Raw genomic sequence first — 25,004 nt, 5'->3', positions numbered from 1 at the left:
AGCCCTCCTTGTACACTAATATAGTAACACAAATCAGAAGATAGAGGATAGAGAGAATGGAAGATGGAGGAATGTATCACGAGCATTGTAGAGGCGGTACCTCGCTCTGCTTCGGAAACCGGGGGCTAACACGAACAGCCCACTCTCTGAGTTAGTCTCGGAGTGACTGAACCCCTTGTTATCCCCGACTCCGCCAGCTGGCGGAATATTCGGGGATCCAGCAAGAAAATTATTTTATAGACTGGATTCCCGCCTTCGCGGGAATGACAGGGAAAATGCGTCCTCTTGTTTTTTGCCTCCGTTGCGTTATGATAGGGGCAAATGACAACCGTAAAATCCGCCTCAATTTTACCTAAACTACCGTCTTCAGACGCTGTTTTAAGTAAAAAAAATGCTTCAAAACGTAAAAAAACTAAATCTGTTGAGGTGCCGCTGACTGTGGGCGAAAAATTGCGTCGTGCGCGCTTAAAAATGGGTATTGATCTGTTAGAAGCCGAACGGCGCACTTTAATCCGTGCTAAATATTTGGAAGCACTAGAGAACGCCAAGTATTATCAGCTACCTAACTCGGTTTATGTTTCCGGATTTTTGCAGAATTACGCCAGTTTTTTGAAACTTAATCCGACTAAACTACTATCTCAGTTCCAAAAAGAGTACGGTGTGGCTAATCAAGCGTCGTTGTCAAACCTATCGTATAAATCTAACCTGCGGCTGAGTCGATTTGCCATTACCCCAAAATTGATTTGGGTTTCGGTGATATCGCTGGCTGTCATTGCGATTGTTGGGTATTTGGCCACGCAAGTTTACTTTTTTAGTGGTGTGCCAATGGTTTCAATCTCCAGCCCGTCTGAACAAGCGGTTGTTAGTTCTCGCACCTTTACGGTATCGGGAAAAACCGAGCCTGGAGTAACGGTTAAGGTGGGTAGCCAAGTGATTCCGGTGGACGAAAACGGCAATTTTGCGCAAGAAGTTAACGCGGGCGAAGTGGGTATTCACACCATCATCATCACCGCAGAATCCAGAACGGGGAAGTTACGTTCAATTACTCGAAGTATTAAGGTTGAAAAAACAATTAACAATTAACAATTAACAATTAACAATTAACAAAGGAATGTGATGGCAAAGAAAGAAGTCAAAGAAGTGGTTGAAAAAACCGGCCCGGTAGATAGCGGTAAAGCCGAAGTGTTGAAAATGGCGATGATGCAAATCGAAAAGCAGTTTGGCAAGGGTGCAATTATGAAGTTGGGCGAAGCAGTGGGAATGCAGGTGGAAACTATCCCCTCTGGGTCGCTATCGCTGGATATCGCTGTGGGTGGGGGAATACCGCGCGGACGCATTATTGAAATATATGGGCCTGAAAGCTCAGGTAAAACTACTCTAGCCATTCATATTGCGGCATCGGCACAGAAAAAAGGTGGTACGGCGGCAGTGGTAGATGCCGAGCACGCTTTTGATCCGGAATACGCGCGTAAATTAGGTATAAATTTGGATGAGTTGCTAATTTCACAGCCAGATACCGGTGAGCAAGCGCTGGAAATTGTGGAGACTTTGGTACGCTCAAATGCGGTAGATGTGGTAGTGATAGACTCGGTGGCGGCATTGGTGCCACGTGCCGAAATTGAAGGTGAAATGGGTGATGCGATGGTGGGAGTGCAAGCGCGATTGATGAGCCAGGCATTACGTAAATTGGCGGGTGCTATCTCTAAATCAAAAACAATTGTTATCTTCATTAACCAAATTAGAATGAAAATTGGAATAATGTTTGGCAACCCCGAAACCACCACCGGTGGTAATGCGCTTAAGTTTTATGCCTCGGTACGGTTAGATATCCGCCGCAAAGAACAGATTAAAGAGGGTGAAAACGTAATCGGCTCACACTGCACGGTTAAAGTGGTTAAGAACAAAGTAGCCCCACCGTTTAAGGTAGCTGAGTTCGATATCCTATATAATCAGGGTATCAGCCATGAAGGCGAAATTTTAGATTTGGGTGTTGCCTGTGGGGTAATAGACAAATCCGGGTCTTGGTTCACTTTGGGTGAGGAAAAATTAGGGCAAGGCCGAGAAGCGGCGCGTAATTTCTTAAGAGCTCATCAAGATTTAGCTGATAAAATTGAAAATACTATTCGTGAAAAATATCTATCCGGAGCGGTTGCGCCAGTAGTGGCATTGCCAGAAGACTAAATACATTAGGGGGATTATGGGCATTAGGGTCATTGGGATAACCGACGGATCCCCCAAAGTCCCTAATCACCCTAAAATTCCCTAATTGGAGGTACAATGTCAGAACAAGATCTAACAAGATGTTTTGGTGATGCGTTAAAAATCTTAAATCGTGCCAGTCAGACCAGATTTAAGATGATAGAGAAGCTAAAAAAGCGCGAATTTAAAGACGAAATTATTAGCCAGACCATTGCTCGGCTTGAGGAATTGAAATTAATTGATGACGTTAAGTACGCACACGATTATGTGGCTTATCGTTCGCGAAGTGCGCCAATTGGCGGGCGATATTTGCAATTAAAATTACGTCAACGCGGCATTAGTAAAGAGATTGCTGCTGACGCTAGCAAGTTATCGGCTGAGGAAGAGTACGATTTGGCAAAAAAAGTAGCCGAAAAACAACTGTCTCATTATCATAATTTGGACGATCAAGAAACGAAACAAAAGCTAGCCCGATTTTTACAATCCCGCGGGTTTAGTAGTGGTGCGGTTTATCGAATTATAAAAGGTGATTAAACAATTAACTATTAACAGTTAACAATTAACGTTGAATTTTTTTATATAGATTCCGGGTCGAGCCCGGAATGACAGCTCGTGGCGAGTTAGATAAAAAGAAGGAGCCGCACGGCTGGTTTGCCGGGGCTCCTGTTGTGCGTGGTCATGCGGTTATCCGAAAGTCCTCGAAGGGGTGGCCCCGATAGTACGCGGCTAGCAGTTTGGTCCGTTCGTGGATGTACTTGCTCCTGCTGGCGAACGACTCCAGGGCTTGGGAATCAAGCTCTTCGGTCAGAGTGCCGTCTTGATCGGTAATCTCGGAGATTCCCTCAGGCGCAAGCGGAGTAACATGGCTGTCGTTCGGCATTGTCTCCTCCGTATGGCGCTACTTGGCGGGTCGCGTTCTGGTTGTACCTCTGAGTGCCAACTCATTGATCAGCTCCCCAAGCCCGAGCCCTTGTACGCTTGAGTCGCCGACACATCTGTCCGGGTTGCCGGCGTCATTCCACTTCGACGTGAGAGTTGTTTCTAGACCTGCCTTGGACAATCGCGTCGGGTGCCATGGGCGATTTGGCTTGTCTGACAAGTAGCATCACCTCCTTATTGTGCTTACAAGGGTGGCATACCGTCTAGGGTGTCGTCCAATAGGCCGCCGCCATCATTCGGTGGGCCGCCAAACGTCTGCATCGGCAGTGTTCGTCGGTTAAGCCGTTCGTTCTCGGTGGCGAGCTGGCTCACTCGACGTTCTAGCGCAGTAAACTGATCACGCATTCTCGCCTGCTCCTGCTCGAGTTTGGTCAGTCGATCAACATCGGATAGTGGTTCAACTACTTGCGCGTTTGTATCTGACATCAATCCGCTCCTTGCTCATCTGCATCGTCTTGCATGTTCCGCTACTTGTTCTGCGGTTGGCAGAGCGGCAAGTGGCACAACCGCACCTGGCGCATGGACGTTGTACGCGGGTCCCTTGATGATCGGAGAAAGCGCTCCCTTTCGGCCGAGTGCGTACGCCGCGTAGAACCCAGGCAGGGCATCTCCATAGTCGGTTAACTGACACCGGGCGTGTTCGACTCCATCCACAGGACCGATCAGATAAACCGATCCCTGATCAAGTACGCACTCAGCTTGTCCGACGGGTGCCACGTGGAATTCGGGCAAGTAGGTTTTGCACCAGACTCTGACACCCTTGTCGAATTTGGCAACGATGCCTTTGATGAGAAATCGTGGTTTCATCATCGGTTGGCTTTTGGGCAAGCACCGTGGACGGTCGCATCTTCTCTCGACGGCATCGGACGCAGTCATAGAATGCATCTTATCTCACCACCCTTCTGGTTGTGAATGTACGGCCGTGATTTCAGCTTTAATTTACTCCTTTATTTATCATTTAACAATTGATTGTCCTCCTCATCCGCCCTCCGGACGCCTTCTCCTCTCGAGGAGAAGGGACTTTTATATAGATTCCGGATTAAATCCGGAATGGCAGAAGACAATCTATCCTCTGTCATCCATCCCCTATACATTTCTGTCTCTGATTGATAGACTAATAGTAGGCCTAAACATAGGCGAGTTTTAAAGTAGGAGGGTAAATGAAGCAAATTGTGTGGTTTTCCGAAGTTGGTAAAGATGACGTTGCCTTAGTAGGCGGTAAGGGGGCAAACTTAGGTGAAATGACCAAGGCTGGCCTGCCAGTGCCATCCGGATTCATCGTTACCGCAGACGCTTATTTTAATTACGTTAAAAAAACCGGCTTGGCTAGCAAACTAGTAACAATGCTAAAAGACGTTAATCCCGAAGACTCTAAAAAACTACAGAGCATTAGCCGAGATATTAAAAAACTAATCATGGCCACTCCAATGCCCAAAGCGTTGGAAACCGAAATTATCGATTCGTATCAAATGATGGGAGACGATGTTTTGGTGGCGGTTAGATCAAGCGCCACCGCCGAAGATTTGCCCGATGCCTCTTTTGCCGGTCAGCAAGCCACATTTTTGAATGTTTCGGGCGATGCCGAAGTGGTGCACGCGGTACAACGCGCTTATGCCTCGTTATTCGAAGCCCGCGCCATTTACTATCGCATTATCAATAAATACGAACATTTCAAAGTTGCGCTGGCGGTGCCGGTGCAGCGGATGGTGGAAAGCGATAAATCCGGTATTATGTTTACCGTTGATCCGGTTACTTCAGATTTGACCAAAATTGTAATTGAAGCCGGGTGGGGCTTGGGCGAAGCGATTGTTTCCGGTTCGGTGACACCAGACCGGTATGTGGTTGATAAAGCAACGATGAAAATTGCCAATAAAGAATTACATACTCAGACTTGGAAGATCGTTAAATCTAAACAGGGTGATAAGCACGTTAATGTGCCAAAAGGTGAGCAGAGTGTGCAAAAATTAAGCGACGAAGAAATTTTGGCGCTCGCCGCTATCGCTAAAAAAATTGAAGATCATTATGGTTCGCCGCAAGATACCGAGTGGGCAATAGAAGGCAGCCATGTCTTTATGGTTCAATCTCGTCCGGTGACTACCTTAAAAGACGTTGATACTGCAGCCGCGGCAAATAATTCGGCCGAGGCACCGGTAAAAGTTTCCGCCGATCTGATTTTGCTAAAAGGGGCTCCGGCATCAATGGGTTCGGCGTTTGGCCCGGTTAAAATTATTCACAAACCATCCGAAATAGACAAGGTTAATGAGGGCGACGTGTTAGTAACCGAGATGACCACGCCAGATTTTGTACCGGCAATGCGCCGCGCCGCCGGAATTGTAACCGACACCGGTGGTCGCACTTGTCACGCTGCCATTGTCAGCCGTGAATTAGGCATCCCATGTGTGGTTGGTACCGGTACCGCTACCTCGGTGCTCAAAACCGGTCAAATGATTACGGTAGATGGTCAAAATGGACAGGTATACAAAGGGAAAGTGGAATTAAATAATAATGTAAAAGCAGCCGCAGCCGCCGCAGTTTCGGGTACATCGGTTTCGGCCGAATCTGTTCCGGTTACCGGTACCAAGGTTTATGTTAATTTAGGTGAGCCAGAATTAGCGGAGAAAATTGCCAAGCTACCGGTAGACGGGGTTGGGCTGATGCGCGCCGAGTTCATTATTGCTGGTATTGGTGAGCATCCACGCGCAATGCTTAAAGCGGGGCGTGGCGGAGAATTTACTGATAAATTGGCCGAAGGCATTCATACTATTGCTGCCGCGTTTGCACCTCGTCCGGTAATTTATCGCTTTACCGATTTCAAAACCAATGAATATCGAAATCTTAAAGGTGGCGCCGAGTTTGAGTTTCAGGAAAATAATCCGATGATCGGTTATCGTGGAGCTTGCCGCTACATTCGCGAGCCCGATGTGTTTGCGCTAGAAGTTGCTGCTCTTAAAAAAGTGCGCGAAGCATACGACTTAAAAAACGTGCATGCCATGATTCCATTCGTGCGCACGGTGAACGAATACACCACCATTCGAGATATGATGGCCAAATTAGGCCTGAAGCAGTCAAACGAATTTAAACTATGGATTATGGTAGAAATTCCATCTGCCGTTATTCTACTTGATCAATTCTGTGAAGCCGGTATTGACGGTGTATCCATTGGTAGTAATGATTTGACCCAGCTAACCTTGGGGCTTGACCGTGATAATCAGGTTTTGGCCGCCGAATTTGATGAACGTGACGATGCGGTGGTGGCGTCACTCGAGCATATTTGTAAAGTCTGTCGTAAACACAACATTACGGTTTCTTGTTGTGGTCAGGCGCCGTCGGTGTTTCCGGAAATCACCGAACTTTTGGTCAAATCTGGCTCCACCTCGGTTTCGGTTAATCCAGACGTGGCCGTTTCAACCCGAAAGCTGGTGGCATCGGTTGAGCAGCGGCTATTGTTATCAACAGTGACTGCGGCCGAGCATCCAACTGAAAACGATCTAATACCGTAAAGGACAGCAAATGTCCAAGTCAAAAGTTATTGATTGCAAAGGTGTGTCAAAATCATACACTACCGGGAATAACAAAGTCGAAGTTCTGCACGATATCGATTTGGAAGTCTATTCCGGTGAGTATGTGATATTGTTTGGGCCATCTGGTTGCGGAAAATCTACATTACTTAACATCGTTGCCGGCCTAGAGCCGGTTAGTACTGGTTCGGTCAAAATTCGTGGTGACGACATTACTAAATATAATCAGAAACAACTTGCCAGGCAGCATCGTACCAAAATTGGAATGGTATTCCAGCAGTTTAATTTAATTAAGTCATTAAACGTATTAGATAATATCTCTTTGCCTCAAGTTTTCTCTGGGCTACACCTAAAGAGACGTGTTCGCAGAGCAGAACATTTGTTAGAGATTTTCGGGTTTTCGCGCTATCGCTTTTACAACCCAAATGAGCTCTCCGGTGGGCAACAGCAGCGCGTCGCCATTGCTCGGGCTTTGGTAAATAATCCGTGGATTATGTTAATTGACGAGCCAACGGGTAACTTGGATTCGCGCTCAGCTGATGAAGTGATGTCGCTAATTAGAGACCTAAACGAAAAATCAAAACGTACCATTTTGCTAGTTACGCACAACCCCGAATACATCACTCATCCTAACAGGGTGTTATATATGCGTGACGGTCGAATTATCCGTACGGTGGTTAATCGAGCCGTCGCAGACGATACTTTAATCCCAGCCGAGAGTGAAGAACAACTATTGCGCACCGCCGCACTATCATCTATTAAAGAAGACGAAGACAAGAAAGATCAATAATGCGCTTAATTGACGTATTTAGGTTAGCCACACGAAACTTTCGTACCAACCGATTGCGTACGTTTTTAACCATTCTGGCGGTGTCGGTTGCGACTTCGGCAATTTTGTTTCTGGTTTCATTTGGTTATGGTTTACAGATCTTAACCGTACAACAGATCGCCAATTCTGCCACCATTTCCACTGTTGATGTCACAACGTCGTCATCCTCGTCTATCATTAAGTTAGATGATGACGCGGTTACAAAAATCAAAGCGTTACCAAATGTGGTAGAAGTAGCCAGCGAAATGGATTTAGAGGCTAAAATTAATTTAACTAGCCTTGGCACTACGGTTGTGCACGCAGTTTCGCCAACTTATTTTACCCTTGGAGACATCCGAGCCGATTTTGGCAATGTGTTAGGTGATAAATCGGACCATCAGGCGGTAGTTTCTGACGCATTTTTGTCACAATTTAACCTTCCGGTAGATCAAGCTTCTCTTGGAAAAACATTTACCTTATCTTATAGCATTGTCGATCCGAATCAACCAACCGCCAAAACGCAGGATTTTCCAGACGATAAAAAATATACAGTTGCCGGCATCATTAAAGACCCCGACTTTTCCTCGTTTGTCTATGTTACTATGACAGACGCGAAAGCGCTGGTTAAAACCGTGCCATACGCTAACTTAAAAGCGCAAGCGAGTGATCGTAATAACGTAATTGGGGTAAAGGACGCGATTGGCGGTTTGGGATATGTTGCGTCTGCGCCGCTGGAAACATTGGAGCAGCTTAATCAGGTTTTTGCTGTGGTTCAAGCCACGTTAGCCACTTTGGGGTTAATTGCTCTAATTATTTCATCGATTGGAATGTTTAACACCATGACAGTATCGCTTTTAGAGCGCACCAAAGAGATTGGTATTATGAAAGCCTTAGGTGCAGACAAAAGTGATATTTGGAAGATGTTTATCGCAGAGTCATCGATTATCGGATTTTGTGGTGGATTGGCGGGGGTTTTGTTAGGGTTATTGCTGACGTTTGGAGCTAACTCGATATTAAACGTCTTGGCCCGAGTTTACGGGGGGCAACAAGCCAACATTTTTTACAGTCCACCGTGGTTTATTTTTGCAATTATTTTGTTTTCGACCGTTGTTGGCGCTGTTACCGGATTCTATCCTGCCAAACGTGCCGCCGGTCTAAATCCGCTAAAGGCACTAAGATACGAATAAATAATTACTTTACCAATATTGTAGAGCTATTGACAATATAGGTATTATCGGATACAATAGAAGTGTAATTGACCGAGCCGAGTTGGGTGTGCTGCTGGTTTTGGGCGTCGATGAGGGTGTTTAACTACCCCTTGGCCCTGACCCGCCTATCGTGTCCCCGTGATTTTCTCGGCTCAAAGTGGGGCGTCGGCGTTGTAACGTTGTCGCCCCATCTTCTTTCTTGAGAGATTGGTAAAAAAATGTTAAAGTAAGCGTGAGGTTTCTCAGGCTTTTTTATTTGGAGAGGTCGCATAGTGGCCTAGTGCGAACGCTTGGAAAGCGTTTATATCCGCAAGGGTATCGGGAGTTCGAATCTCCCCCTCTCCGCCACGCTTAATGTGGATTTTGAGACACTGAAAAAGAGCTTTGGTATTTTTCGATTACCGACATTGTTGCGGTGTTAATCACAAGTATTGATTCGCTTGCGTATTAGCGAAAACTAAATGAGCGGTTGCAAAAAGAGGGCGGGGATGAAACTGTGACAAAATGTCACACTTTGCAAATTTAACTAGGCAAGGAGGAAAAATGGAACAGAGCGGTCAAAGAAGATTTATTTCTCGCCAATTGTGGTGGACGATAATTCTAATAATTGTAATTGTTGGAGCAAGTTTATTTGCGATTCAAAAAGATAAGAAAGATACAAGCAAGGATAATTCGAATAATAACCAATCTCAAACTGACCAGCAAGAAGAAAGTTGCTCTAAAGGCTCTGTCGTTTTTACGGCAGAATTTACTGATTTCTCAAAGATAGACGCATTTCAGCCGATCGGCTCAATCACTGGTGCTTCACGCGGTCGCAGCTACATCACAATTTCAAAAGGAGAAACTGTGCCTGTTTACGCACCGATGGATGCGAATTTGGTATCGATAATTTATGCTTTTCGGGGAGCAGGCGCTGAACGTGGCGAATACGGTTTCAAGTTTAATGCCGGATGTGACACAACATTTTTGCTTGATCACTTAGATAGCATTTCCGATGAATTGAGTAAATATGCACCGGCCGAACCATCCACCTCGACTGCTACCAACGATTCATTGTCTATTCCAATAAAAGCAGGAACTCTTTTGGGGTATTCTGACGGTACTGCTCAAGGTAGGACATTTGATTTTTTGGTAACAGACTCCAATCTTAATACTTTCCATATCAAGCCGTCCCGCTGGGAGTGGGAGCAATCACTTTATTCTGTTTGTCCTTATGACTTATTCACAAAAGACATTAAAACTAAGTATTATCAAAAAATCGGGTTAAGTTCAGATACGGGTTTTATTAAAGCCGAGAGTTGCGGACAAATTACCTATGATATTGCCGGCACAATTTCTGGAGGGTGGTTCTTAGATGATAAATCTACAGATATGGATGGCGAATTTTTGCTTATTGGAGCAACTTTTAGCCAAGTCGATTTGGTAGTCAAAAATGACAGTGAGAAAACGAATCTGAGAATCACTGATTATAGTCCTAAAGTATTGCCCAAGGACGTTTTGGTTGGTCAGTCGGTGTGTTATAAAGGTTTTAGTAATGATTGGGTTTATGTTCACTTAATTGATACCGATACAATTGAAATTAAGAACGGTAATGGTTCTTGCCCAACTTTATTTTCCGCCACCGGTGCAAAAAAATATTACCGATAGTAATTTTATTGTACATGCAGAATATACTTTATTAAGCTATTTAAATGAATACGAATCGATGATAGGGGATATAAAATATTGAATATTATAAAAGATAAAAATAATTTACAAATTATTCCCGGTATAGGCAAAAGTATTGCTTTAAATTTGCGAAATATTGGCGTTCAAACGGTAGCTGATTTGAAAAGTAAAGATCCGGAAAAGCTTTTTGAGATGTCAAATCGTTTTGAAGGCAAAATTCAAGATCGGTGTTTGTTATATGTTTTTCGCGAGGCAGTTTATTATGCCGAAAATCCAAACCCCGATCCGGAAAAACTAAAATGGTGGAACTGGACAAATGGATAATTAATTATATATTTAGGAGTGTTATGTGGGACAGATAAATAAAGAGTGGCATTTGGTCAACAAGATGCCGAAAAATCCAACACCTAAACAGAGGTTAGATTGGCATATTGCACATAGCCAAAATTGTTTGTGCCGCCCATTTTCTGATGAAATGCGGTATAAATTAGAAGCGAAAATAGGCTCAAAATAAAATTACTTTTTAACTTGGGTACGTTGCGTTTATGCCCAAAATCAAAAATTGAAAATACTGAACTAATAATCTAATATATAGATATGAATAAAACAAACAACGAATGCTGTCCGAAATTTGATCCCACGCTTTGGGATGGCAAAACTTTGGAGTGGGATAACAAGAAATTTATCAAAACCAGTGTGCGCACATTTTTATTTATTCCGCTTAATTTTGGCGCGGTGATGACAAAAGTGGTGGATAAAGTCGAAAAATCCGACGCTAAAATGCTAGACGGTTTGGTGCTATCTGAGCACACCTCAAAGTGGAATATGGATCTTTATGTCGCTGTGGATCAACCAGTTCCGAGCGCGGAAAACACTACCTTAAGTGGAAAGTTTTTGTGTAAAGTATATGAGGGTGATTTTAAAGACACAAAGGCTTGGTGCGACGATTTTGAAAAAATCGCCAAGGACAATAAGTTAAATGTCGAAAAATGGTATATGTGGTACACTACTTGTCCCAAATGCGCCAAAAAATATGGTCACAATTACGTGGTCATTGTAGCAAAAGTAAAATAACGGAGGAGTAATGAAGAATACATGCACAGCACCGGCTGGAGCGGTTTATGGTTTTGGCTTAATAGGAGCATTAGTTTTCTTTATTCAGCATGCCGACACTTTTTGGGTTGGGGTATTGGGAGTTTTGGAGGCAATAGTCTGGCCAGCGGTAGTAATATACAAATTGCTGGGACATCTAGGCTTCTAGTTCGAGTTAGATGTTTTTGATTGATGGATGGTCTGGGTATATTTAAGTAGATTATCAGGATATAATACTATCGTTAAGCGCATAATTACTCATAAATTTATCAATCTGTCTGCGGTCTTTTTTATTATCGTGTTAAGTTGCGCGGTTTTGTTGTTGTATAACGCCAACAATCAACCCTTATCTACTTCAGCGTCCGCAACCGCATCTCAACCTTTGTCCACTGCCGATCCGGCTCCTCGGGTAGGAATTCAGATTGGTCATTTAGATGTAGATAAATTACCGGGTGAGCTGTCAAAGTTGTGGTGGAATTTTGGGGCGCAAGTTGGTAATTATACCGAGATTGCCACCGTAACCAAAATTGCTGAATTGGCCAAACAATATCTTAACGATAAAGGTGTGATGGTTGATTTGCTGCCGGCGACGATACCGGAAGGCTATGAAGCGGACTGTTTTGTTTCAATACATGCCGATGGCAATGATTATGATTATGTGAGCGGTTATAAAGTGGCATCGTCTGTATTTGACACCTCTTCGCGATCTACTAAGCTAGCTGAATTGATCGAAACTGCCTACCAGACCTCCACTAAAATGGATCAAGATAAAAATATTACTACGGATATGACCGAATATTACGCCTTTAACTTTATTAAGTATCAGCACGCCATTTCTGCCTCTACCCCCGGTGTAATAATTGAGGTGGGATATATTACTAACGCAACTGATCGCAAAACTATTATCAAACAACCAAGTTTGTCTGCCAGAGGTATTTCTGACGGGGTACTAGCATTTTTGGATGATCAAAACTGAACAAATTCTCCTGCCCCCTATTGTTGTGTTGTGTTGTGGCGGTATAATGGTAGTAATGAATAGGAGGGGAGATGGATACTACAGAGCCAAAACTTAGAAGCAATAATCGTGTTTGGATGTGGGTTGGGGTTGTTGTTATTATCGCATTGATTGCAGTGGCTGTGATAGGTTGGTACAAGTTAGCCAACCCCACAACTAAGGAGAGTGCAACTTCGACTAGCACTGCTACTCCTGTGGCGTCGGTACAAAAAGATGTTTGGGTTGCGGGCACGTCTTCGGTTTTAACCAGCACAACGTCTTCCGATACTCATAAATTAGCTGACAACTCTTATCGGATGTACTACATGTCAAACGGGCAGATGGTGTACGCCGAATCTGACAGCACCTTTGCATTTGGTGCGTCAAAATCAACCGGTATTACTGAAGATGCGGGTAAATTTATGTCTAACCCAAGCGTATTAAAAATTACCGACAGCAATTGGATAATGATTTACGAGCAACAACCAATTAAACAACCTGGCTCAAACAATCAGAATAATCCCCCGGGGCCAACCAATCAGCGTAATTTATACTTGGCTACTTCAACCGATGGACAAACGTTCTCCAAAGCCGGATTAGTACTAGATAGTAGCATATTAGACAATTATTTTGCTTCTGTGCCAGATATGATTTTATTACCTAATAATCAAATTCGAATGTATTATGTTTCAGGCGGTAATGCCATTGGTTCGGTGCTTTCGAGCGACAACGGAAAAACATGGGTCAGAGACAGCGGATACAGGCTAGAAGATTCTGCGGTTGATCCGGATGTCATTGTGGGCGGAACTGCAAAATGGGTAATGTACTATTCTAAATTAAATCCAAGTGACAACGCCATTTACAAAGCAACATCAAAGGATGGCTTAACATGGGTACAGCAGGAAAAAGTACTGGATAAAAAAAGTGCCAGTGGGGTAATTGTTGATCCGGATGTAGTGCCAATTAACGACAATAGCTACGTGATGTTTTATGGTGAAAGCGGCGCGACTGAGCAAATTGATTTATATATGGCAAAGGCCAATCACTCAATTTTTCGATAAATTTCTCAATAACTAACTTATCAATATTTCGAACTCATAAACTATTGACATAGTGTTAATTATGTGATATACTGTTGCTATCAAAATCAGAACTGCTGAAAGAAGCAATTCTGGTTGCGAGGAACTTTCGCAACTATCCACAGGTGTTTCGCCCACATCGGGCTTGAGGAGCAGTCGATGAGCGATCTTGAGAAGTTCGTATGTGGATTTGCCCGTATCGCAGAGAGGTATTGTGAACTTCGTCACGCCGGTCTACTGTACGGGTCAGCTGTTAGCGATTACTTCAAGCAGGCGGACCGTGCACTGGTAGTTGCCCACATCGACAACAAGCCGATGCAAGGGTTGCTCATCATCACAGCAGCCGATGCGGCAATGAGTCGGGCTGCCGGCTACTACGGTGAGGACTGCTTCGCCTGACCATGAATTCCGCCCCGAAGTTGGGGCATGACCAGCCTGCGCCATTCGCGCGGGCAAGGAAAGGGTACGACGATGGGCAAGTATGATCAGTTTTCAGTGGCGATCAGTGTCGTTCAAGATCGCTACATCGCGCTGAATACCTCGGGCGGGGTGTCAGGCACAGAGATGGCGGAGTACGACACATGGGTCTCCCGCGCCAAGAATGCTCGTGATGCGGGTAACTCGGAGCGTGGGATAGACCTGCTCGGCGAGGCCAACGAAGTACTCAACGCCGTGGAGCGCCGGCACCATATCGAGAACGGTGGGAATCTGAGCGTCGGCGAGGTTGTCGACGCCAAGGCCAAGGCGACGCCTCAGCGGGGCGGGTTCCGGCCTGACCATCGGAAGCAGGCGCCGGTCATCGTGGCCGACCACCCGGAGTGGGTGACGGTCCCCGATCTCATGGGTAACGAGGGCAAGGTTCTCGCTGCCGCACGGCGCGAGGCCTCGGCTGAGGACGCGGAGTGGCTTGCCCGCTCTGCGGCGAAGAAGTCGCAGAGCAAGAAGAAGTAGGTTTACCGCAAGGGGCGGGACAGCGATGTCCCGCCCCTATTCTTATGCGTATAGATTCCGGATCTAGTTCGGAATGACAACAACGAACTCTACTCAGTAGTTTTGCCGTCGAAATGTTCGGAATCTGCTTCGCCGTCTGCTTTGGTTTGATGCACCGTGCCATCGGTGTGGTGTGGCGGGCAGTAAAGCGTGTACAACTTTAGCTCTGCTTCGGCTGACAAATTAATCACATTATGTTGCGCTCCGGCAGGTACTACAATAACATCGCCATCACCTACGCTGTACTCATTTTGATCTATCACTACTTTGCCGCTGCCAACTTCAAAACGAAAAAATTGATCGACATCATGCACTTCCATCCCAATTTCTTCGCTTGGCTTCAGACTCATCACTACCAACTGTAAACCTTTCGAGGTGTACAAAACGGTTCGAAATGTGGCGTTTGCTCGGGTTAATTCCTCTATATTAGCGTGGTATCCTTTCATATAGTTCCTTTCTTATTACAGCTTGATTATACACCAAATTTTTTGAAACAATCATTTTCATTGCCGATTTCATTCGTGTATAATGAATAAACAAAGGAGATAAAATGTTTGGAATGATTTTGGTGATCGTCGGAATTATCTGGCTATTGTCCAACTTAGGGATTATTACCGCTAGTTTAGCGCAGTTAATTTGGCCGTTGTTGTTCATTGCTTGCGGTTTGTGGATTTTGATGCGCCCGAAACGCTGGTATAACCAGATGTGGCGACGGGTTGAGTCTGAATCTGACGACAAAAAAGAATAATCAAAAATAAAATATGAAACGACGCAAGATCTTTTCGGGTAAGTTAATTTTCTTTTTTTTGATGATCGTTTTTCTATGGATTGCGGTTTCGTATTTCGCTCAAACTAAACATATTTTGACCGTTTTAGCCCAGGGTCAGTGGTATTGGGTATTGATGGCGGTGATTATTCAACTATTTTACTATCCTTTTTACGCCTATTTTGTGGAGGGCGTTTTTAAGATTTTTAAGGTCAAATTGTTACGTAAACAAATTTTGCCTATCTATCTTGCATCCAAATTTACTGATGTCGCTTTACCGGTTGCTACCTTGGGGCAGGTGGCGATTTTTGTGCGTAACGGCAAACGCAATGGTAACGAACCACTTAATGTGGGTATTGGGATTTCGTTTGTGCTTTTATTTGAGTTGGTTGCTTTTGCCATATTGGCATCGGCGGTGATGGTGACATTATCGATTTTTGACCACCCGCCGCTGTATATGATCTACACCTTGCTGATATTAGTGTTTCTGCTGTTGCTGGCGCTGTTATTTATTGTTCGGGTGGCAATTCAGCAGAAACCGCTTAATAAATTATTTTTGTTGATGATTAAAGTAGTGGCCAAATTTGCCGGGCAAAAGAATGTTAACATTAGCCACGTTCATCAAATCATTCAAGAAACCGGTGCCGATTTACGGACTAATCTGGAGATGGTTTGGCCCAGCTTGCGTTTGGCTATTTGTACGCATTTACTAAACTTAGTCACATTTGCCATAATCTTTATCGCTTTTGCTAATACATTTAATATTTTGGCTATTTTGGCTGGTTATGTGGCGTGTTTGCTGTTTACGGTGGTGTCCATTACCCCTCAAGGTGTTGGGGTAGCAGAAACGGCGATGATCTCTACTCTAACCTCGTTTGGGCTCGATTTTTCGGTGGCGGCGGTTATTACGTTGGCGTTTCGCGGGTTGCTATATTGGCTGCCATTTTTCCCCGGTTTTTACGTCTTTAGCCGTTTAGAACTCAAATCAGAGGAATAGCTAGAAAGCGGTTATCTTTTATAATTTAGCTATTCGTACAGTTTAAGAACGACTAGCTTTTTTCTCAGTAGAAATTAAGATTATTTGGAGTATGATAGACATGCAATAAATAATACGAGGTAGATATGAGAATTTTAGTGATTGAGGATGACTATAAAATCGCTGGCGCAATCAAAAAAGGTTTGGAGCAGGAATCGTACGCGGTGGATGTTGCCTACGATGGTAAAGATGGTCTGGGGTCTGCCATGACCATCAGTTACGATCTAATTGTATTAGATCGAATGTTGCCCGAAGTAGATGGGATAAAAATCTGCATGGCAATGCGTGAAGAAAAGAAAAAAACACCAATAATCATGTTAACCGCTAAAGATCGGGTTCAAGATAGAGTTGAAGGCTTAAACGCTGGCGCAGATGACTATTTAGTCAAACCGTTTGCGTTCGAAGAGCTGCTAGCTCGCGCCCGTGCACTAATGCGACGCCCCGCAGACATTAAGCAAAACGTGCTAGAGGTGCAAGATTTAGCGTTAGATACGGTTAATTTTACGGTAACGCGCGATGGGAAAAATATTGAATTATCGAATAAAGAGTTTGCTCTATTGGAGTTTCTAATGCGAAACGCTGGCCGAATTCAGACTAAAAACAATATTATTGATCATGTTTGGGATTATGATGCCGACATTTTGCCGAATACTGTGGAAGTGTTTATTGGATATTTGCGAAATAAAATCGATAAGCCGTTTGCCAAAAAACCAGCATTAATTAACACGGTGCGTGGGTTTGGGTATAGAATAGGGTAAAGCAATTTGAAATTTGAAATTTACAATTTGAAATGATGGAGGGGGTTTATTTCTTAGAATTCTCTCTCTAGGCATATCGGCTTGTAGAGTCGGAGGTCTACGTGGTCGGAATGACAATAAACAATATAAAAGAATTTTAAATTAAAAATTAATAATTAAAAATTGGCCAATTATGATTACATTTAAATCCGCTTATTTACGTCTAACCTTATTTTACGTGCTAATTGTAATGTTTATTAGTGTTGCTTTTTCGGTGACGGTATATAAGATATCGTCCGCTGAAATTAATCGAGGATTAAATCGTCAGACTCAGTTTTTTTCTAACTTTCCGGATGAATTACTTCCGGCGCGTATGAAGCAATTGGAGCAAAATCGAGAGTCGCAAGTAACCGATAGCGCAAATCGGTTAAAGGGGAATTTATTCTATTTTAATCTGCTAATTCTATTGCTATCCACCCTTTCAAGTTATTTGTTCGCGAAAAAGACTTTGCAGCCGATAGAAGATATGGTGGAATCGCAAAATAGATTCACTGCAGACGCTTCGCACGAGCTCCGCACTCCGCTAACCGCGATGCGTAGCGAGATTGAGGTGACCTTACGCGATCCGAAATTAAAACTAGCCGAGGCAAAACAGTTGATGGCTAGTAATTTGGACGAAATTAGCAAACTAGAATCTTTATCTAGCGCGCTGTTGCGTCTGGCTAAATATCAAGAACAGGTTAAAACTGAGTTCAAAAAAGTTGAGCTAACCAACGCCGTAACCGAAGCGTATGAAAAAGTACAGCATTTGGCTGATAAAAAACAAATCGAATTTAATAATGAATTTGTCGATGTTGCGGTGCTTGGAGATAAAGCCAGCTTGGTGGAGCTGTTCGTGATTTTGTTGGATAACGCTATCAAATATAGCCCCGAAAAATCGACTATTTCGATTAATATCAGCCAAGACGAAAAAACCGCCAACGTGGCAGTAAAAGATCAGGGTTATGGTATTAAACAATCTGATTTACCGTTGATTTTCAACCGCTTTTTTCGATCAGACAACTCACGGGCTAAAACCAAAATTGATGGGTATGGTTTAGGTTTATCTATTGCTAAAAATATTGTCGATTTGCACGATGGGGAAATCACGGCAAGTAGTGTAATTGGCGAAGGATCAACGTTTACGGTAACCTTGCCGATAGAATAATGCACTAAATAATGGGGGATAGTTCTCGTCGCGCGACTTCTCGAACAAGAACAACCTTTTCTTGTTCGAGCGAAGCGAGAACTACTGTTGACACAATATTAGTATTGTTAAGCATAATTTCAGCCTCCGATCTTAATATGAACTCTGTAATATTAAGAAAGGAATAACAATGGGAAAAGAAGAAAAAAGTAGCGAGATAGTTGAAAAAACTCGTTATCATTACCCTCACGCGTTGAAAATGGCTTTGATTCTGATAGTTTTGGTGGTTATCGGTGGAGTCGGGTTCGGATTGGGACGAATGGGAAGCTGGCATCGTCAAAGTAAGATGGCTAAATTTGGCACGTCTAGAATGATGATGGGCAACGGGATGCGCGATGGATTCGCTGCTCGCGGCCATATGTATCGCCAGGACGAAAGCCAGTTGGTTTTGTCTGGCGATATCGCAAAAATTAACGGCAATACTTTTTCAGTAACCGCGTTTGATGGAACAGCTTACTTGGTAAATGTCTCTAGCTCAACATCGTATTCCAAAAATGGGGCGGTAGCCAAACAGTCCGATGTTATTGTTGGTAATTTTGTTCAAGTTTTTGGTACTTCGGATAGCTCGGGTAATATTACGGCCACGAGTATAACTATTAGATAAGTCAAAAAAATAGGAGTGTAATATATGGGTGCAGTACGGCGCGGAATTAAAAATGCCTTTCGTAATAATGTGCGGACGTTGTCGGTGGTAATAATATTAGCAATTAGTTTAGGAATGTCGCTGGTGATGTTGATTTCAATGCAAACGGTGCAACAAAAAATCGATAACGTCAAAAGCTCTATTGGAAACTACATCACCGTTTCTCCGGCAGGTATTCGCGGATTCGAAGGTGGTGGCACATTATTAACCGACGCGAATGTGTCTGATATTACAAAAATTGCCAACGTAACCAAAACTGTAAAAGTTACAGAAGATCGTTTAACTAACGGTACTAATACCAGTTTAACATCGGCTATCAATCCGGGGTCGTTTGGCAACCGCCAACGTAATATCGATTTTGGTGGCGATCCCGGTAGCGGCACTTCCGCCGCAACGCCACCGGTAAACTTTACCCTGCCCGTTACGGTCACTGGTGTAAATGATTTATCGGTTACGGCCGCACTTGGGGTAAGCTCGTTTGATGTAACTAGCGGTGAAAAGTTTGATGCTAACACATCGGACAACGTGGCAATGGTAGGCAAAGATTTGGCCACTAAAAATAATTTGTCGGTTGGCTCTACTTTTCAGGCGTACGGGAAAGACGTGAAAGTGGTTGGAATATTTGATGGCGGCAACACCTTTTCCAACTCTGGCTTAGTAATGCCAATTGCCGCATTGCAAAATCTCTCTGGCCAAAGCGGGCAGATTTCTCAAGTGATCGTAGAAGCTAGCTCAATTGATCAGGTCTCAAGTGTTGAAACTAACATTAAAACCAAGCTGGGTAGCGCGGTTGATGTGGTTTCGCAACAAGATAGTTCAAGCAACGCTGTTACACCACTTCAAAATATCAAAACTATTTCTTTATACAGTTTAATTGGTTCATTAGCGGCAGGGGCAGTCATCATCTTTCTAACCATGGTAATGATTGTGCGCGAACGTCGCCGCGAAATTGGGGTGCTTAAGGCAATCGGGGCATCAAACGCCATTATTGTCACTCAGTTTGTTTCGGAATCACTTATTTTAACGTTAATTAGTGGGGCGGTTGGAGTGGTGTTGGGGTTACTTTTATCCAACCCGGTACTAAATGTATTAGTTAATAATTCAAGTAGTTCCACCTCTACCAGCGGTGGACCGGGTGGGTTTGGCGGCGGTGCTGGCCGGGTTTTTGCTCGGATTGGATCCGAAACCGGCGATGCGCTTCGTAACTTAAATGCCAATGTGGGATATGATATTTTACTTTACGGATTTTTGGCGGCCATCCTCATAGCAATTATTGGAAGCGCCATTCCGGCATATCTTATCTCTAAAGTACGCCCGGCCGAAGTATTAAGATCTGAATAGAAAGGACAATTATGCTTTCAGTTAAAAAAATTTCCAAAAAGTTTCAGTCTGGTGATAGCGTTGTTACGGCGGTTAATGATGTAACACTAGAAGTGCCCAATGGTGTATTTGCCTCGATTATTGGCAAAAGCGGCAGCGGAAAAAGTACCTTGCTCTCGCTGATTGGTGCTTTGGATCGCCCAAGCTCGGGTGAGGTAGTGGTTGATGACCAAGACGTGACCAAAATGGGTGACCGTAGGTTGATTAAATATCGTCGCGACAAAATTGGCTTTGTGTTTCAAGGCTACAACTTAGTACCTAACTTGACTGCAATCGATAACGTAATGTTGCCAATGGAGTTTGCCGGGGTGAAATATAAAGATCGATTAACACGGGCAGAAAAGCTGTTAAAGTCGGTTGGATTAACCGACGATAAGTTTAATCGCCGTCCTACTAGGTTATCGGGTGGAGAGCAGCAAAGAGTGGCAATCGCTCGTGCATTGGCCAATAAACCAAACTTAATTTTAGCAGATGAGCCAACCGGAAATCTGGATAGTGCCACCGGACACGTCATTATCGAGCTACTTAAAAAACTGGCCGAAACAGAGGGCACTACCATCATTGCCGTCACGCACGATAAAGGCATCGCCGACAAAGCCGCGATTACTTTCAAACTACAGGACGGGAAGTTGGTGGACTAATGATTGCTGTGGTGGCGATATAGTTTGTGATAGACTAGTGGTATGACAACTAAAACATTTATCTGGATTGGGGTTTTGATAGGTTCAACTCTGGGAGGATATATCCCCACTATTTTTGGCGCCAGTTGGCTATCAACTTGGTCGGTTGTTGGCAACGGAATCGGCGGTTTGCTGGGCATTTGGGCCGGATACAAATTAGGCAAAGCAACGTTTGGCGAGTGATTAGTTCCAGCGGCTGTCATTTCGACTCCCTCCGGGCGTCGCCTACGGGTAGAGCCTCGAGCGTTGTCTCGAGGGTGGAGAAATCTTAATAATGAATTTGAAATTTGAAATTGTGGGAGATTTTTTATAGACTGGATTCCCGCCTTCGCGGGAATGACAGGCGCCGAAGCTTTGCTATTTACTCGAAATTGAGGTATTTTAAGAGTGGAGTTTGCGATTAAAAATCCTCAAATTTATTTGTATAACACCCTCGCGCGGCAGAAAGAAATCTTTGAGCCGATTAAACATGGCGAGGTTAAAATGTACGTTTGTGGTCCGACCGTTTACCATTATGCTCATATTGGTAATTTACGCGCGTATGTTTTTGCCGACACGCTTAGGCGTATGCTCGAATTTAACGGACTAAGGGTCAAGCAGGTTATGAACATTACCGATGTTGGTCATCTGTCTAGCGATAGCGATAGCGGCGAGGACAAACTGGAAAAAGGCGCCAAGCGTGAGGGCAAAACGGTGTGGGAAGTGGCTAAGTTTTACACCACTCAGTTTTTGGATGATTTGAAGTTATTGAATATTGAAACGCCCGCCGTGATGCCAAAAGCAACCGATCATATTAAAGAAATGATCAGTCTAATTCACTTACTAGAAAAAAAAGAGTTAACTTACACCGCTGATGGTAATGTTTATTTTGACACCTCAAAATTTGACCATTACGGGCTATTGTCAGGATCAAAAGTCGCTACGGAGCAAACCGAATCTCGAGTAGAAATCGATCCGAATAAAAAACATCCAGCCGATTTTGTGCTGTGGTTTACCCGCTATAAATATTTAGATCACGCCATGATGTGGGATTCGCCGTGGGGGAAGGGTTTCCCGGGTTGGCATATTGAATGTAGTGCCATGGCTACCAAATATCTGGGCGAGCATATCGACATTCACACCGGTGGAGTCGATCATATTGCGGTTCATCACACCAACGAAATCGCTCAAAGTGAAGGGGCGTTTGGGCACAAATGGGTAAATGTTTGGATGCACAACGACTTTTTGCAGGTACAAGACGGTGTAAAAATGGCAAAGTCGGACGATAATTTTTTGCGTCTGCAAAGCATCATCGACAAGGGTTACGATCCGCTAGATTATCGCTATTATTTGCTCGGTGGACATTATCGCACCAAAATGAACTTTTCGTTTGCGGCGATGGATGGGGCAAAGAACAGTTTGGCTCGCCTCAAAAATCAAATTGCAGAAATAAAAAAAGACGACAGCAAAACATCTAATTTGGAAAACCAAACCAAATATCTTGACCGATTTGCCGCAGCAGTGAATCAAGATTTGAACACGGCGGTGGCGTTGGCTGTATTGTGGGAGGCGGTAGGTGATGCGGCATTGTCAAAATCAGACAAGATTGATTTAATCAGTCGGTTTGACCAAGTTTTTGGTTTAGATTTATTGGCTGATAAAGTTGGTCAGATTCCAGCCGATGTCGAGGCGCTGGTTAGCCAAAGGGATAAAGCCCGGGCAGATAAAGACTGGGCAAGGTCAGACGAGCTTCGCGGCCAGATTGCAAAGCTGGGTTATTCCGTTTTGGACGAAAAATCTGGTCCAAAAGTTGAAAAATTATGATTTCTCTCGGCACTTCTCACACAACCCGCGGAACTCTACTGAATGCTCTGAGATAATAAAATGGGTAAGACTTTCTATTCGATGAAAGTTCAGATTAATTGTGGCGTGATCAACATCAATAACCAATCCGCAACTATTACAAACGATATGATGGTGATGTTCTAGGTGAGCAGGCTCATAATAACTGCCTCTTTCGCGCCAATCAATTCTGATAACTTCTTTTTGTTGCTCCATTTGATGAATAATTCGATAAGCGGTGGAGAACGCCACGCTTGGATTGTTAATTTTTATGGCTGAATAAATATCTTTGATTGTAACCGGCTTAGTGATGTTGGCCAAATATTGGCTAACCGCAATTTTTGTTTGAGTTTGACGTTTAGTCATTCAGTATCCTTTTATTGCTAATTATTTGCAATAATAACACATTTTGCAACTAATTTGTATATACTGATATATGACGGTATATTCGAATTGGGATAAATGATAAATGAAAAAACTACTAATCACAATTTTGCCCGTTCTAATCATTGCTGGTGGTTGGATTGCGTACGCGGTTGCAAATCAACCCGCCAAAAATCAGAATAAACTGACCATTTCGGCTAGTTTTTACCCATATGCCTATTTGGCAAAGCAAATTGGCGGGGATTTAGTTGACGTTAAAAATATCACTCCAGCCGGGGCCGAACCGCACGATTTTGAACCTTCAGCGGGGGATATTGTGCAGATGTACCAATCTAAGCTATTCATTTATAACGGTTTAGTTGAGTCTTGGGGTGATAAATTAGCTGGGCAGCTAAAATCCGAAAATGTAGTGGTGCTAAAAATGTCGGATCAGGTAAATCTTGCGGTTCCGAATGATCCACATTTTTGGTTGGACCCGGTTTTGGTTAAGCAGCAAGCATCTCTAATTCGAGACCGGTTGGTTGAGATTGACTGGGCAAATGCAAGTATTTACGACCAAAACGCCTTAATTTTGCAGTCCAAACTGACCAGTCTAAATACACAATATCAAAATGGATTAAACAACTGTCAGATAACCGATTTTGTGACCGCTCATGATGCTTTTGCTTACTTAGCCAAGCGATACGATTTAAATCAGATTGCGATATCCGGTATCTCGCCCGATTCTGAACCGAGTGCTCAACAAATGGCCGAGATTTCAAATTTGGTAACGCAAAAACAGATTGAATACATCTTTTTTGAGTCTTTAACCAGTCCAAAGTTATCAGAGACCATTGCCAGTGCAACCGGCGCAAAGACACTGGTACTTAATCCGCTTGAAGGTTTAACGACAGATCAAGAGCAGTCCGGCCAGGACTATGTTACAATAATGCAAGATAACTTAACAAACTTGCGGGTCGCCCTAGGATGTAAATAAAAATTAACCTCGATTCCAATCGGCCCAATTTAGCCAATTAGTCCAATTGGGATAAACGTCATAATGAAGGTTTCAGCACATAATGTCACAGCCAGCAATAATTCAATTTAAAAATATAGATTTTAGCTATAACGGCCAAACTGTTTTAGATAAAGTTAGTTTTGATATTCATGCCGGGGAATACGTTGGGTTAATTGGTCCAAATGGGGGTGGCAAAACCACCTTGCTAAAAATTTTACTAGGTTTAATTAAGCCCGACAAAGGTGAAATTAAATTGTTTGGCAAAACTGCTGATGATTTTAATCAACGCTATCTAATTGGCTATGTGCCTCAACGCGTGGCGGGGGCCGATAGCAGTTTTGTGGCCACCGTGTCTGAAATTGTGCAGAGTGGCCGCACCGCACGCTTGGGGTTACTTTCATCTTATAAAAGAAATGATGCGCACTTGGTACATCAAGCGATGGAAGCGGTGGGGGTAGAGAAGCTGGCCAATCGCCAAGTTAGCACGTTGTCCGGTGGCGAACGTCAGCGGGTATTTATCGCCCGCGCGCTGGCTAGCGAGCCAAAAATTTTGATATTGGATGAGCCCACGGTGGGCATCGACAGCCAATCGCAAGAGATGTTCTATACTTACTTGTGCGATATTAACAAAAAGCTTGGGCTAACCATCATTTTTGTTTCACACGATATCGATGTGATTGCCAATGAGGTAAACGTGATAATGTGCCTTAACCATACGCTGGTGTATCACGGATCACCAAAAGAGATGACCAATAACGACGCGATAAAAAAATTATACGGCACCAGCACCAGTATTATTCACCACCACCACTAGTGGCC

General features: G+C 43.8%; 29 protein-coding genes and 1 tRNA gene. 26 read left to right on the top strand and 4 right to left on the bottom strand.

The genetic code is table 11. From position 1 onward, the window contains the following. The first annotated feature begins 321 nt into the window (after positions 1-321). The 3 genes from WC773_03030 to WC773_03020 all read left to right on the top strand — a co-directional run bounded on the left by WC773_03030 (position 322) and on the right by WC773_03020 (position 2,733). A complete protein-coding gene (locus tag WC773_03030) occupies positions 322-1,083 on the top strand; it encodes a helix-turn-helix domain-containing protein (GenBank protein ID MFA6082357.1) in 762 nt (253 codons plus the stop codon). Positions 1,084-1,116: 33 nt separating this feature from the next. After that, positions 1,117-2,181: a recombinase RecA gene (recA, locus tag WC773_03025; GenBank protein ID MFA6082356.1), complete on the top strand. Its 1,065-nt coding sequence runs from the start codon at positions 1,117-1,119 to the stop codon at positions 2,179-2,181. Between the two features lie 96 nt (positions 2,182-2,277). Further along, positions 2,278-2,733, top strand: coding sequence for a regulatory protein RecX (locus WC773_03020; protein ID MFA6082355.1), 456 nt, complete (start codon positions 2,278-2,280; stop codon positions 2,731-2,733). 142 nt (positions 2,734-2,875) lie between these two features. Here the strand turns inward: WC773_03020 and WC773_03015 are convergent, their stop codons facing one another. Together WC773_03015 and WC773_03010 are read right to left on the bottom strand one after the other, a co-directional pair. After that, entirely contained in the window at positions 2,876-3,079 is a 204-nt protein-coding gene (locus WC773_03015; GenBank protein ID MFA6082354.1) for a hypothetical protein, read from the bottom strand. A gap of 242 nt (positions 3,080-3,321) precedes the next feature. Continuing rightward, on the bottom strand, positions 3,322-3,564 hold the full coding sequence (locus WC773_03010) for a hypothetical protein (protein ID MFA6082353.1): 243 nt from the start codon (positions 3,562-3,564) through the stop codon (positions 3,322-3,324). Between the two features lie 734 nt (positions 3,565-4,298). On the opposite strand from WC773_03010, the gene ppsA reads away from it, so the two are divergent. The 12 genes from ppsA to WC773_02950 all read left to right on the top strand — a co-directional run bounded on the left by ppsA (position 4,299) and on the right by WC773_02950 (position 14,456). Then, positions 4,299-6,638: a phosphoenolpyruvate synthase gene (gene ppsA / locus WC773_03005; GenBank protein ID MFA6082352.1), complete on the top strand. Its 2,340-nt coding sequence runs from the start codon at positions 4,299-4,301 to the stop codon at positions 6,636-6,638. Positions 6,639-6,648: 10 nt separating this feature from the next. Further along, on the top strand, positions 6,649-7,446 hold the full coding sequence (locus tag WC773_03000) for an ABC transporter ATP-binding protein (protein ID MFA6082351.1): 798 nt from the start codon (positions 6,649-6,651) through the stop codon (positions 7,444-7,446). Beyond that, positions 7,446-8,651: an FtsX-like permease family protein gene (locus WC773_02995; GenBank protein ID MFA6082350.1), complete on the top strand. Its 1,206-nt coding sequence runs from the start codon at positions 7,446-7,448 to the stop codon at positions 8,649-8,651. The genes WC773_03000 and WC773_02995 overlap by 1 nt, the downstream gene beginning before the upstream one ends. 279 nt (positions 8,652-8,930) lie before the next feature. After that, positions 8,931-9,020 (top strand) — tRNA-Ser (locus WC773_02990). Between the two features lie 195 nt (positions 9,021-9,215). Next, positions 9,216-10,319, top strand: a complete 1,104-nt coding sequence (locus WC773_02985; GenBank protein ID MFA6082349.1) for a hypothetical protein — start codon at positions 9,216-9,218, stop codon at positions 10,317-10,319. 78 nt (positions 10,320-10,397) lie between these two features. Beyond that, on the top strand, positions 10,398-10,664 hold the full coding sequence (locus WC773_02980) for a helix-hairpin-helix domain-containing protein (protein ID MFA6082348.1): 267 nt from the start codon (positions 10,398-10,400) through the stop codon (positions 10,662-10,664). Between the two features lie 273 nt (positions 10,665-10,937). Continuing rightward, the gene (locus tag WC773_02975) at positions 10,938-11,414 is read left to right on the top strand and encodes a hydrolase (GenBank protein ID MFA6082347.1); all 477 of its coding nucleotides are present in this window, start codon (positions 10,938-10,940) and stop codon (positions 11,412-11,414) included. Positions 11,415-11,424: 10 nt separating this feature from the next. Further along, complete coding sequence (locus WC773_02970) at positions 11,425-11,601, top strand: hypothetical protein (protein MFA6082346.1); 177 nt, start codon at positions 11,425-11,427, stop codon at positions 11,599-11,601. 27 nt (positions 11,602-11,628) lie between these two features. Beyond that, positions 11,629-12,408 carry an N-acetylmuramoyl-L-alanine amidase gene (locus tag WC773_02965; GenBank protein MFA6082345.1) on the top strand — a complete coding sequence of 260 codons (780 nt, stop codon included), beginning with the start codon at positions 11,629-11,631 and terminating at the stop codon, positions 12,406-12,408. Between the two features lie 71 nt (positions 12,409-12,479). Continuing rightward, a complete protein-coding gene (locus WC773_02960; GenBank protein MFA6082344.1) occupies positions 12,480-13,487 on the top strand; it encodes a hypothetical protein in 1,008 nt (335 codons plus the stop codon). Between the two features lie 177 nt (positions 13,488-13,664). After that, positions 13,665-13,904, top strand: coding sequence for a hypothetical protein (locus WC773_02955; GenBank protein MFA6082343.1), 240 nt, complete (start codon positions 13,665-13,667; stop codon positions 13,902-13,904). A gap of 27 nt (positions 13,905-13,931) precedes the next feature. Then, a complete protein-coding gene (locus tag WC773_02950; protein ID MFA6082342.1) occupies positions 13,932-14,456 on the top strand; it encodes a hypothetical protein in 525 nt (174 codons plus the stop codon). Between the two features lie 89 nt (positions 14,457-14,545). Here the strand turns inward: WC773_02950 and WC773_02945 are convergent, their stop codons facing one another. Further along, positions 14,546-14,941: a cupin domain-containing protein gene (locus WC773_02945; protein ID MFA6082341.1), complete on the bottom strand. Its 396-nt coding sequence runs from the start codon at positions 14,939-14,941 to the stop codon at positions 14,546-14,548. Between the two features lie 104 nt (positions 14,942-15,045). On the opposite strand from WC773_02945, the gene WC773_02940 reads away from it, so the two are divergent. The 9 genes from WC773_02940 (at position 15,046) to cysS (ending at position 22,786) form a co-directional block, all read left to right on the top strand. Further along, the gene (locus tag WC773_02940) at positions 15,046-15,243 is read left to right on the top strand and encodes a DUF5668 domain-containing protein (protein MFA6082340.1); all 198 of its coding nucleotides are present in this window, start codon (positions 15,046-15,048) and stop codon (positions 15,241-15,243) included. A gap of 13 nt (positions 15,244-15,256) precedes the next feature. Beyond that, complete coding sequence (locus WC773_02935; protein MFA6082339.1) at positions 15,257-16,258, top strand: lysylphosphatidylglycerol synthase transmembrane domain-containing protein; 1,002 nt, start codon at positions 15,257-15,259, stop codon at positions 16,256-16,258. A 125-nt stretch (positions 16,259-16,383) separates the two neighbouring features. Then, a complete protein-coding gene (locus tag WC773_02930) occupies positions 16,384-17,055 on the top strand; it encodes a response regulator transcription factor (protein MFA6082338.1) in 672 nt (223 codons plus the stop codon). A 172-nt stretch (positions 17,056-17,227) separates the two neighbouring features. Next, entirely contained in the window at positions 17,228-18,241 is a 1,014-nt protein-coding gene (locus WC773_02925) for a HAMP domain-containing sensor histidine kinase (GenBank protein ID MFA6082337.1), read from the top strand. A gap of 169 nt (positions 18,242-18,410) precedes the next feature. Beyond that, entirely contained in the window at positions 18,411-18,884 is a 474-nt protein-coding gene (locus WC773_02920; protein MFA6082336.1) for a DUF5666 domain-containing protein, read from the top strand. A gap of 24 nt (positions 18,885-18,908) precedes the next feature. Further along, a complete protein-coding gene (locus tag WC773_02915; GenBank protein ID MFA6082335.1) occupies positions 18,909-20,264 on the top strand; it encodes an FtsX-like permease family protein in 1,356 nt (451 codons plus the stop codon). A gap of 11 nt (positions 20,265-20,275) precedes the next feature. Next, entirely contained in the window at positions 20,276-20,944 is a 669-nt protein-coding gene (locus tag WC773_02910; GenBank protein MFA6082334.1) for an ABC transporter ATP-binding protein, read from the top strand. A gap of 42 nt (positions 20,945-20,986) precedes the next feature. Continuing rightward, positions 20,987-21,166 carry a hypothetical protein gene (locus tag WC773_02905; GenBank protein ID MFA6082333.1) on the top strand — a complete coding sequence of 60 codons (180 nt, stop codon included), beginning with the start codon at positions 20,987-20,989 and terminating at the stop codon, positions 21,164-21,166. A 204-nt stretch (positions 21,167-21,370) separates the two neighbouring features. Continuing rightward, entirely contained in the window at positions 21,371-22,786 is a 1,416-nt protein-coding gene (gene cysS / locus WC773_02900; protein ID MFA6082332.1) for a cysteine--tRNA ligase, read from the top strand. Here cysS and WC773_02895 read toward each other — a convergent pair. After that, a complete protein-coding gene (locus WC773_02895) occupies positions 22,781-23,170 on the bottom strand; it encodes a transcriptional repressor (GenBank protein MFA6082331.1) in 390 nt (129 codons plus the stop codon). The genes cysS and WC773_02895 overlap by 6 nt on opposite strands. Before the next feature lie 103 nt (positions 23,171-23,273). Between WC773_02895 and WC773_02890 the strand changes: the two genes are divergently transcribed. Both WC773_02890 and WC773_02885 read left to right on the top strand, forming a co-directional pair. Further along, positions 23,274-24,164 carry a zinc ABC transporter substrate-binding protein gene (locus WC773_02890; GenBank protein MFA6082330.1) on the top strand — a complete coding sequence of 297 codons (891 nt, stop codon included), beginning with the start codon at positions 23,274-23,276 and terminating at the stop codon, positions 24,162-24,164. An 82-nt stretch (positions 24,165-24,246) separates the two neighbouring features. After that, complete coding sequence (locus WC773_02885) at positions 24,247-24,999, top strand: metal ABC transporter ATP-binding protein (GenBank protein ID MFA6082329.1); 753 nt, start codon at positions 24,247-24,249, stop codon at positions 24,997-24,999. Positions 25,000-25,004: the final 5 nt, after the last annotated feature.

The sequence above is a fragment of the Patescibacteria group bacterium genome, assembly GCA_041660565.1.
Taxonomy (GTDB): Bacteria; Patescibacteriota; UBA1384; order CAJBMM01; family CAJBMM01; genus JBAZWC01.
This window is presented reverse-complemented; position numbering and strand designations above follow the sequence as displayed.

Bases quoted from the DNA above. Each gene is read 5' to 3' on its own strand.
- WC773_03030 (MFA6082357.1), top strand. From the start codon at position 322: ATGACAACCGTAAAATCCGCCTCAATTTTACCTAAACTACCGTCTTCA.
- recA (MFA6082356.1), top strand. From the start codon at position 1,117: ATGGCAAAGAAAGAAGTCAAAGAAGTGGTTGAAAAAACCGGCCCGGTA.
- WC773_03020 (MFA6082355.1), top strand. From the start codon at position 2,278: ATGTCAGAACAAGATCTAACAAGATGTTTTGGTGATGCGTTAAAAATC.
- WC773_03015 (MFA6082354.1), bottom strand. From the start codon at position 3,079: ATGCCGAACGACAGCCATGTTACTCCGCTTGCGCCTGAGGGAATCTCC.
- WC773_03010 (MFA6082353.1), bottom strand. From the start codon at position 3,564: ATGTCAGATACAAACGCGCAAGTAGTTGAACCACTATCCGATGTTGAT.
- ppsA (MFA6082352.1), top strand. From the start codon at position 4,299: ATGAAGCAAATTGTGTGGTTTTCCGAAGTTGGTAAAGATGACGTTGCC.
- WC773_03000 (MFA6082351.1), top strand. From the start codon at position 6,649: ATGTCCAAGTCAAAAGTTATTGATTGCAAAGGTGTGTCAAAATCATAC.
- WC773_02995 (MFA6082350.1), top strand. From the start codon at position 7,446: ATGCGCTTAATTGACGTATTTAGGTTAGCCACACGAAACTTTCGTACC.
- WC773_02985 (MFA6082349.1), top strand. From the start codon at position 9,216: ATGGAACAGAGCGGTCAAAGAAGATTTATTTCTCGCCAATTGTGGTGG.
- WC773_02975 (MFA6082347.1), top strand. From the start codon at position 10,938: ATGAATAAAACAAACAACGAATGCTGTCCGAAATTTGATCCCACGCTT.
- WC773_02970 (MFA6082346.1), top strand. From the start codon at position 11,425: ATGAAGAATACATGCACAGCACCGGCTGGAGCGGTTTATGGTTTTGGC.
- WC773_02965 (MFA6082345.1), top strand. From the start codon at position 11,629: ATGGTCTGGGTATATTTAAGTAGATTATCAGGATATAATACTATCGTT.
- WC773_02960 (MFA6082344.1), top strand. From the start codon at position 12,480: ATGGATACTACAGAGCCAAAACTTAGAAGCAATAATCGTGTTTGGATG.
- WC773_02955 (MFA6082343.1), top strand. From the start codon at position 13,665: ATGAGCGATCTTGAGAAGTTCGTATGTGGATTTGCCCGTATCGCAGAG.
- WC773_02950 (MFA6082342.1), top strand. From the start codon at position 13,932: ATGACCAGCCTGCGCCATTCGCGCGGGCAAGGAAAGGGTACGACGATG.
- WC773_02945 (MFA6082341.1), bottom strand. From the start codon at position 14,941: ATGAAAGGATACCACGCTAATATAGAGGAATTAACCCGAGCAAACGCC.
- WC773_02940 (MFA6082340.1), top strand. From the start codon at position 15,046: ATGTTTGGAATGATTTTGGTGATCGTCGGAATTATCTGGCTATTGTCC.
- WC773_02935 (MFA6082339.1), top strand. From the start codon at position 15,257: ATGAAACGACGCAAGATCTTTTCGGGTAAGTTAATTTTCTTTTTTTTG.
- WC773_02930 (MFA6082338.1), top strand. From the start codon at position 16,384: ATGAGAATTTTAGTGATTGAGGATGACTATAAAATCGCTGGCGCAATC.
- WC773_02925 (MFA6082337.1), top strand. From the start codon at position 17,228: ATGATTACATTTAAATCCGCTTATTTACGTCTAACCTTATTTTACGTG.
- WC773_02920 (MFA6082336.1), top strand. From the start codon at position 18,411: ATGGGAAAAGAAGAAAAAAGTAGCGAGATAGTTGAAAAAACTCGTTAT.
- WC773_02915 (MFA6082335.1), top strand. From the start codon at position 18,909: ATGGGTGCAGTACGGCGCGGAATTAAAAATGCCTTTCGTAATAATGTG.
- WC773_02910 (MFA6082334.1), top strand. From the start codon at position 20,276: ATGCTTTCAGTTAAAAAAATTTCCAAAAAGTTTCAGTCTGGTGATAGC.
- WC773_02905 (MFA6082333.1), top strand. From the start codon at position 20,987: ATGACAACTAAAACATTTATCTGGATTGGGGTTTTGATAGGTTCAACT.
- WC773_02895 (MFA6082331.1), bottom strand. From the start codon at position 23,170: ATGACTAAACGTCAAACTCAAACAAAAATTGCGGTTAGCCAATATTTG.
- WC773_02890 (MFA6082330.1), top strand. From the start codon at position 23,274: ATGAAAAAACTACTAATCACAATTTTGCCCGTTCTAATCATTGCTGGT.
- WC773_02885 (MFA6082329.1), top strand. From the start codon at position 24,247: ATGTCACAGCCAGCAATAATTCAATTTAAAAATATAGATTTTAGCTAT.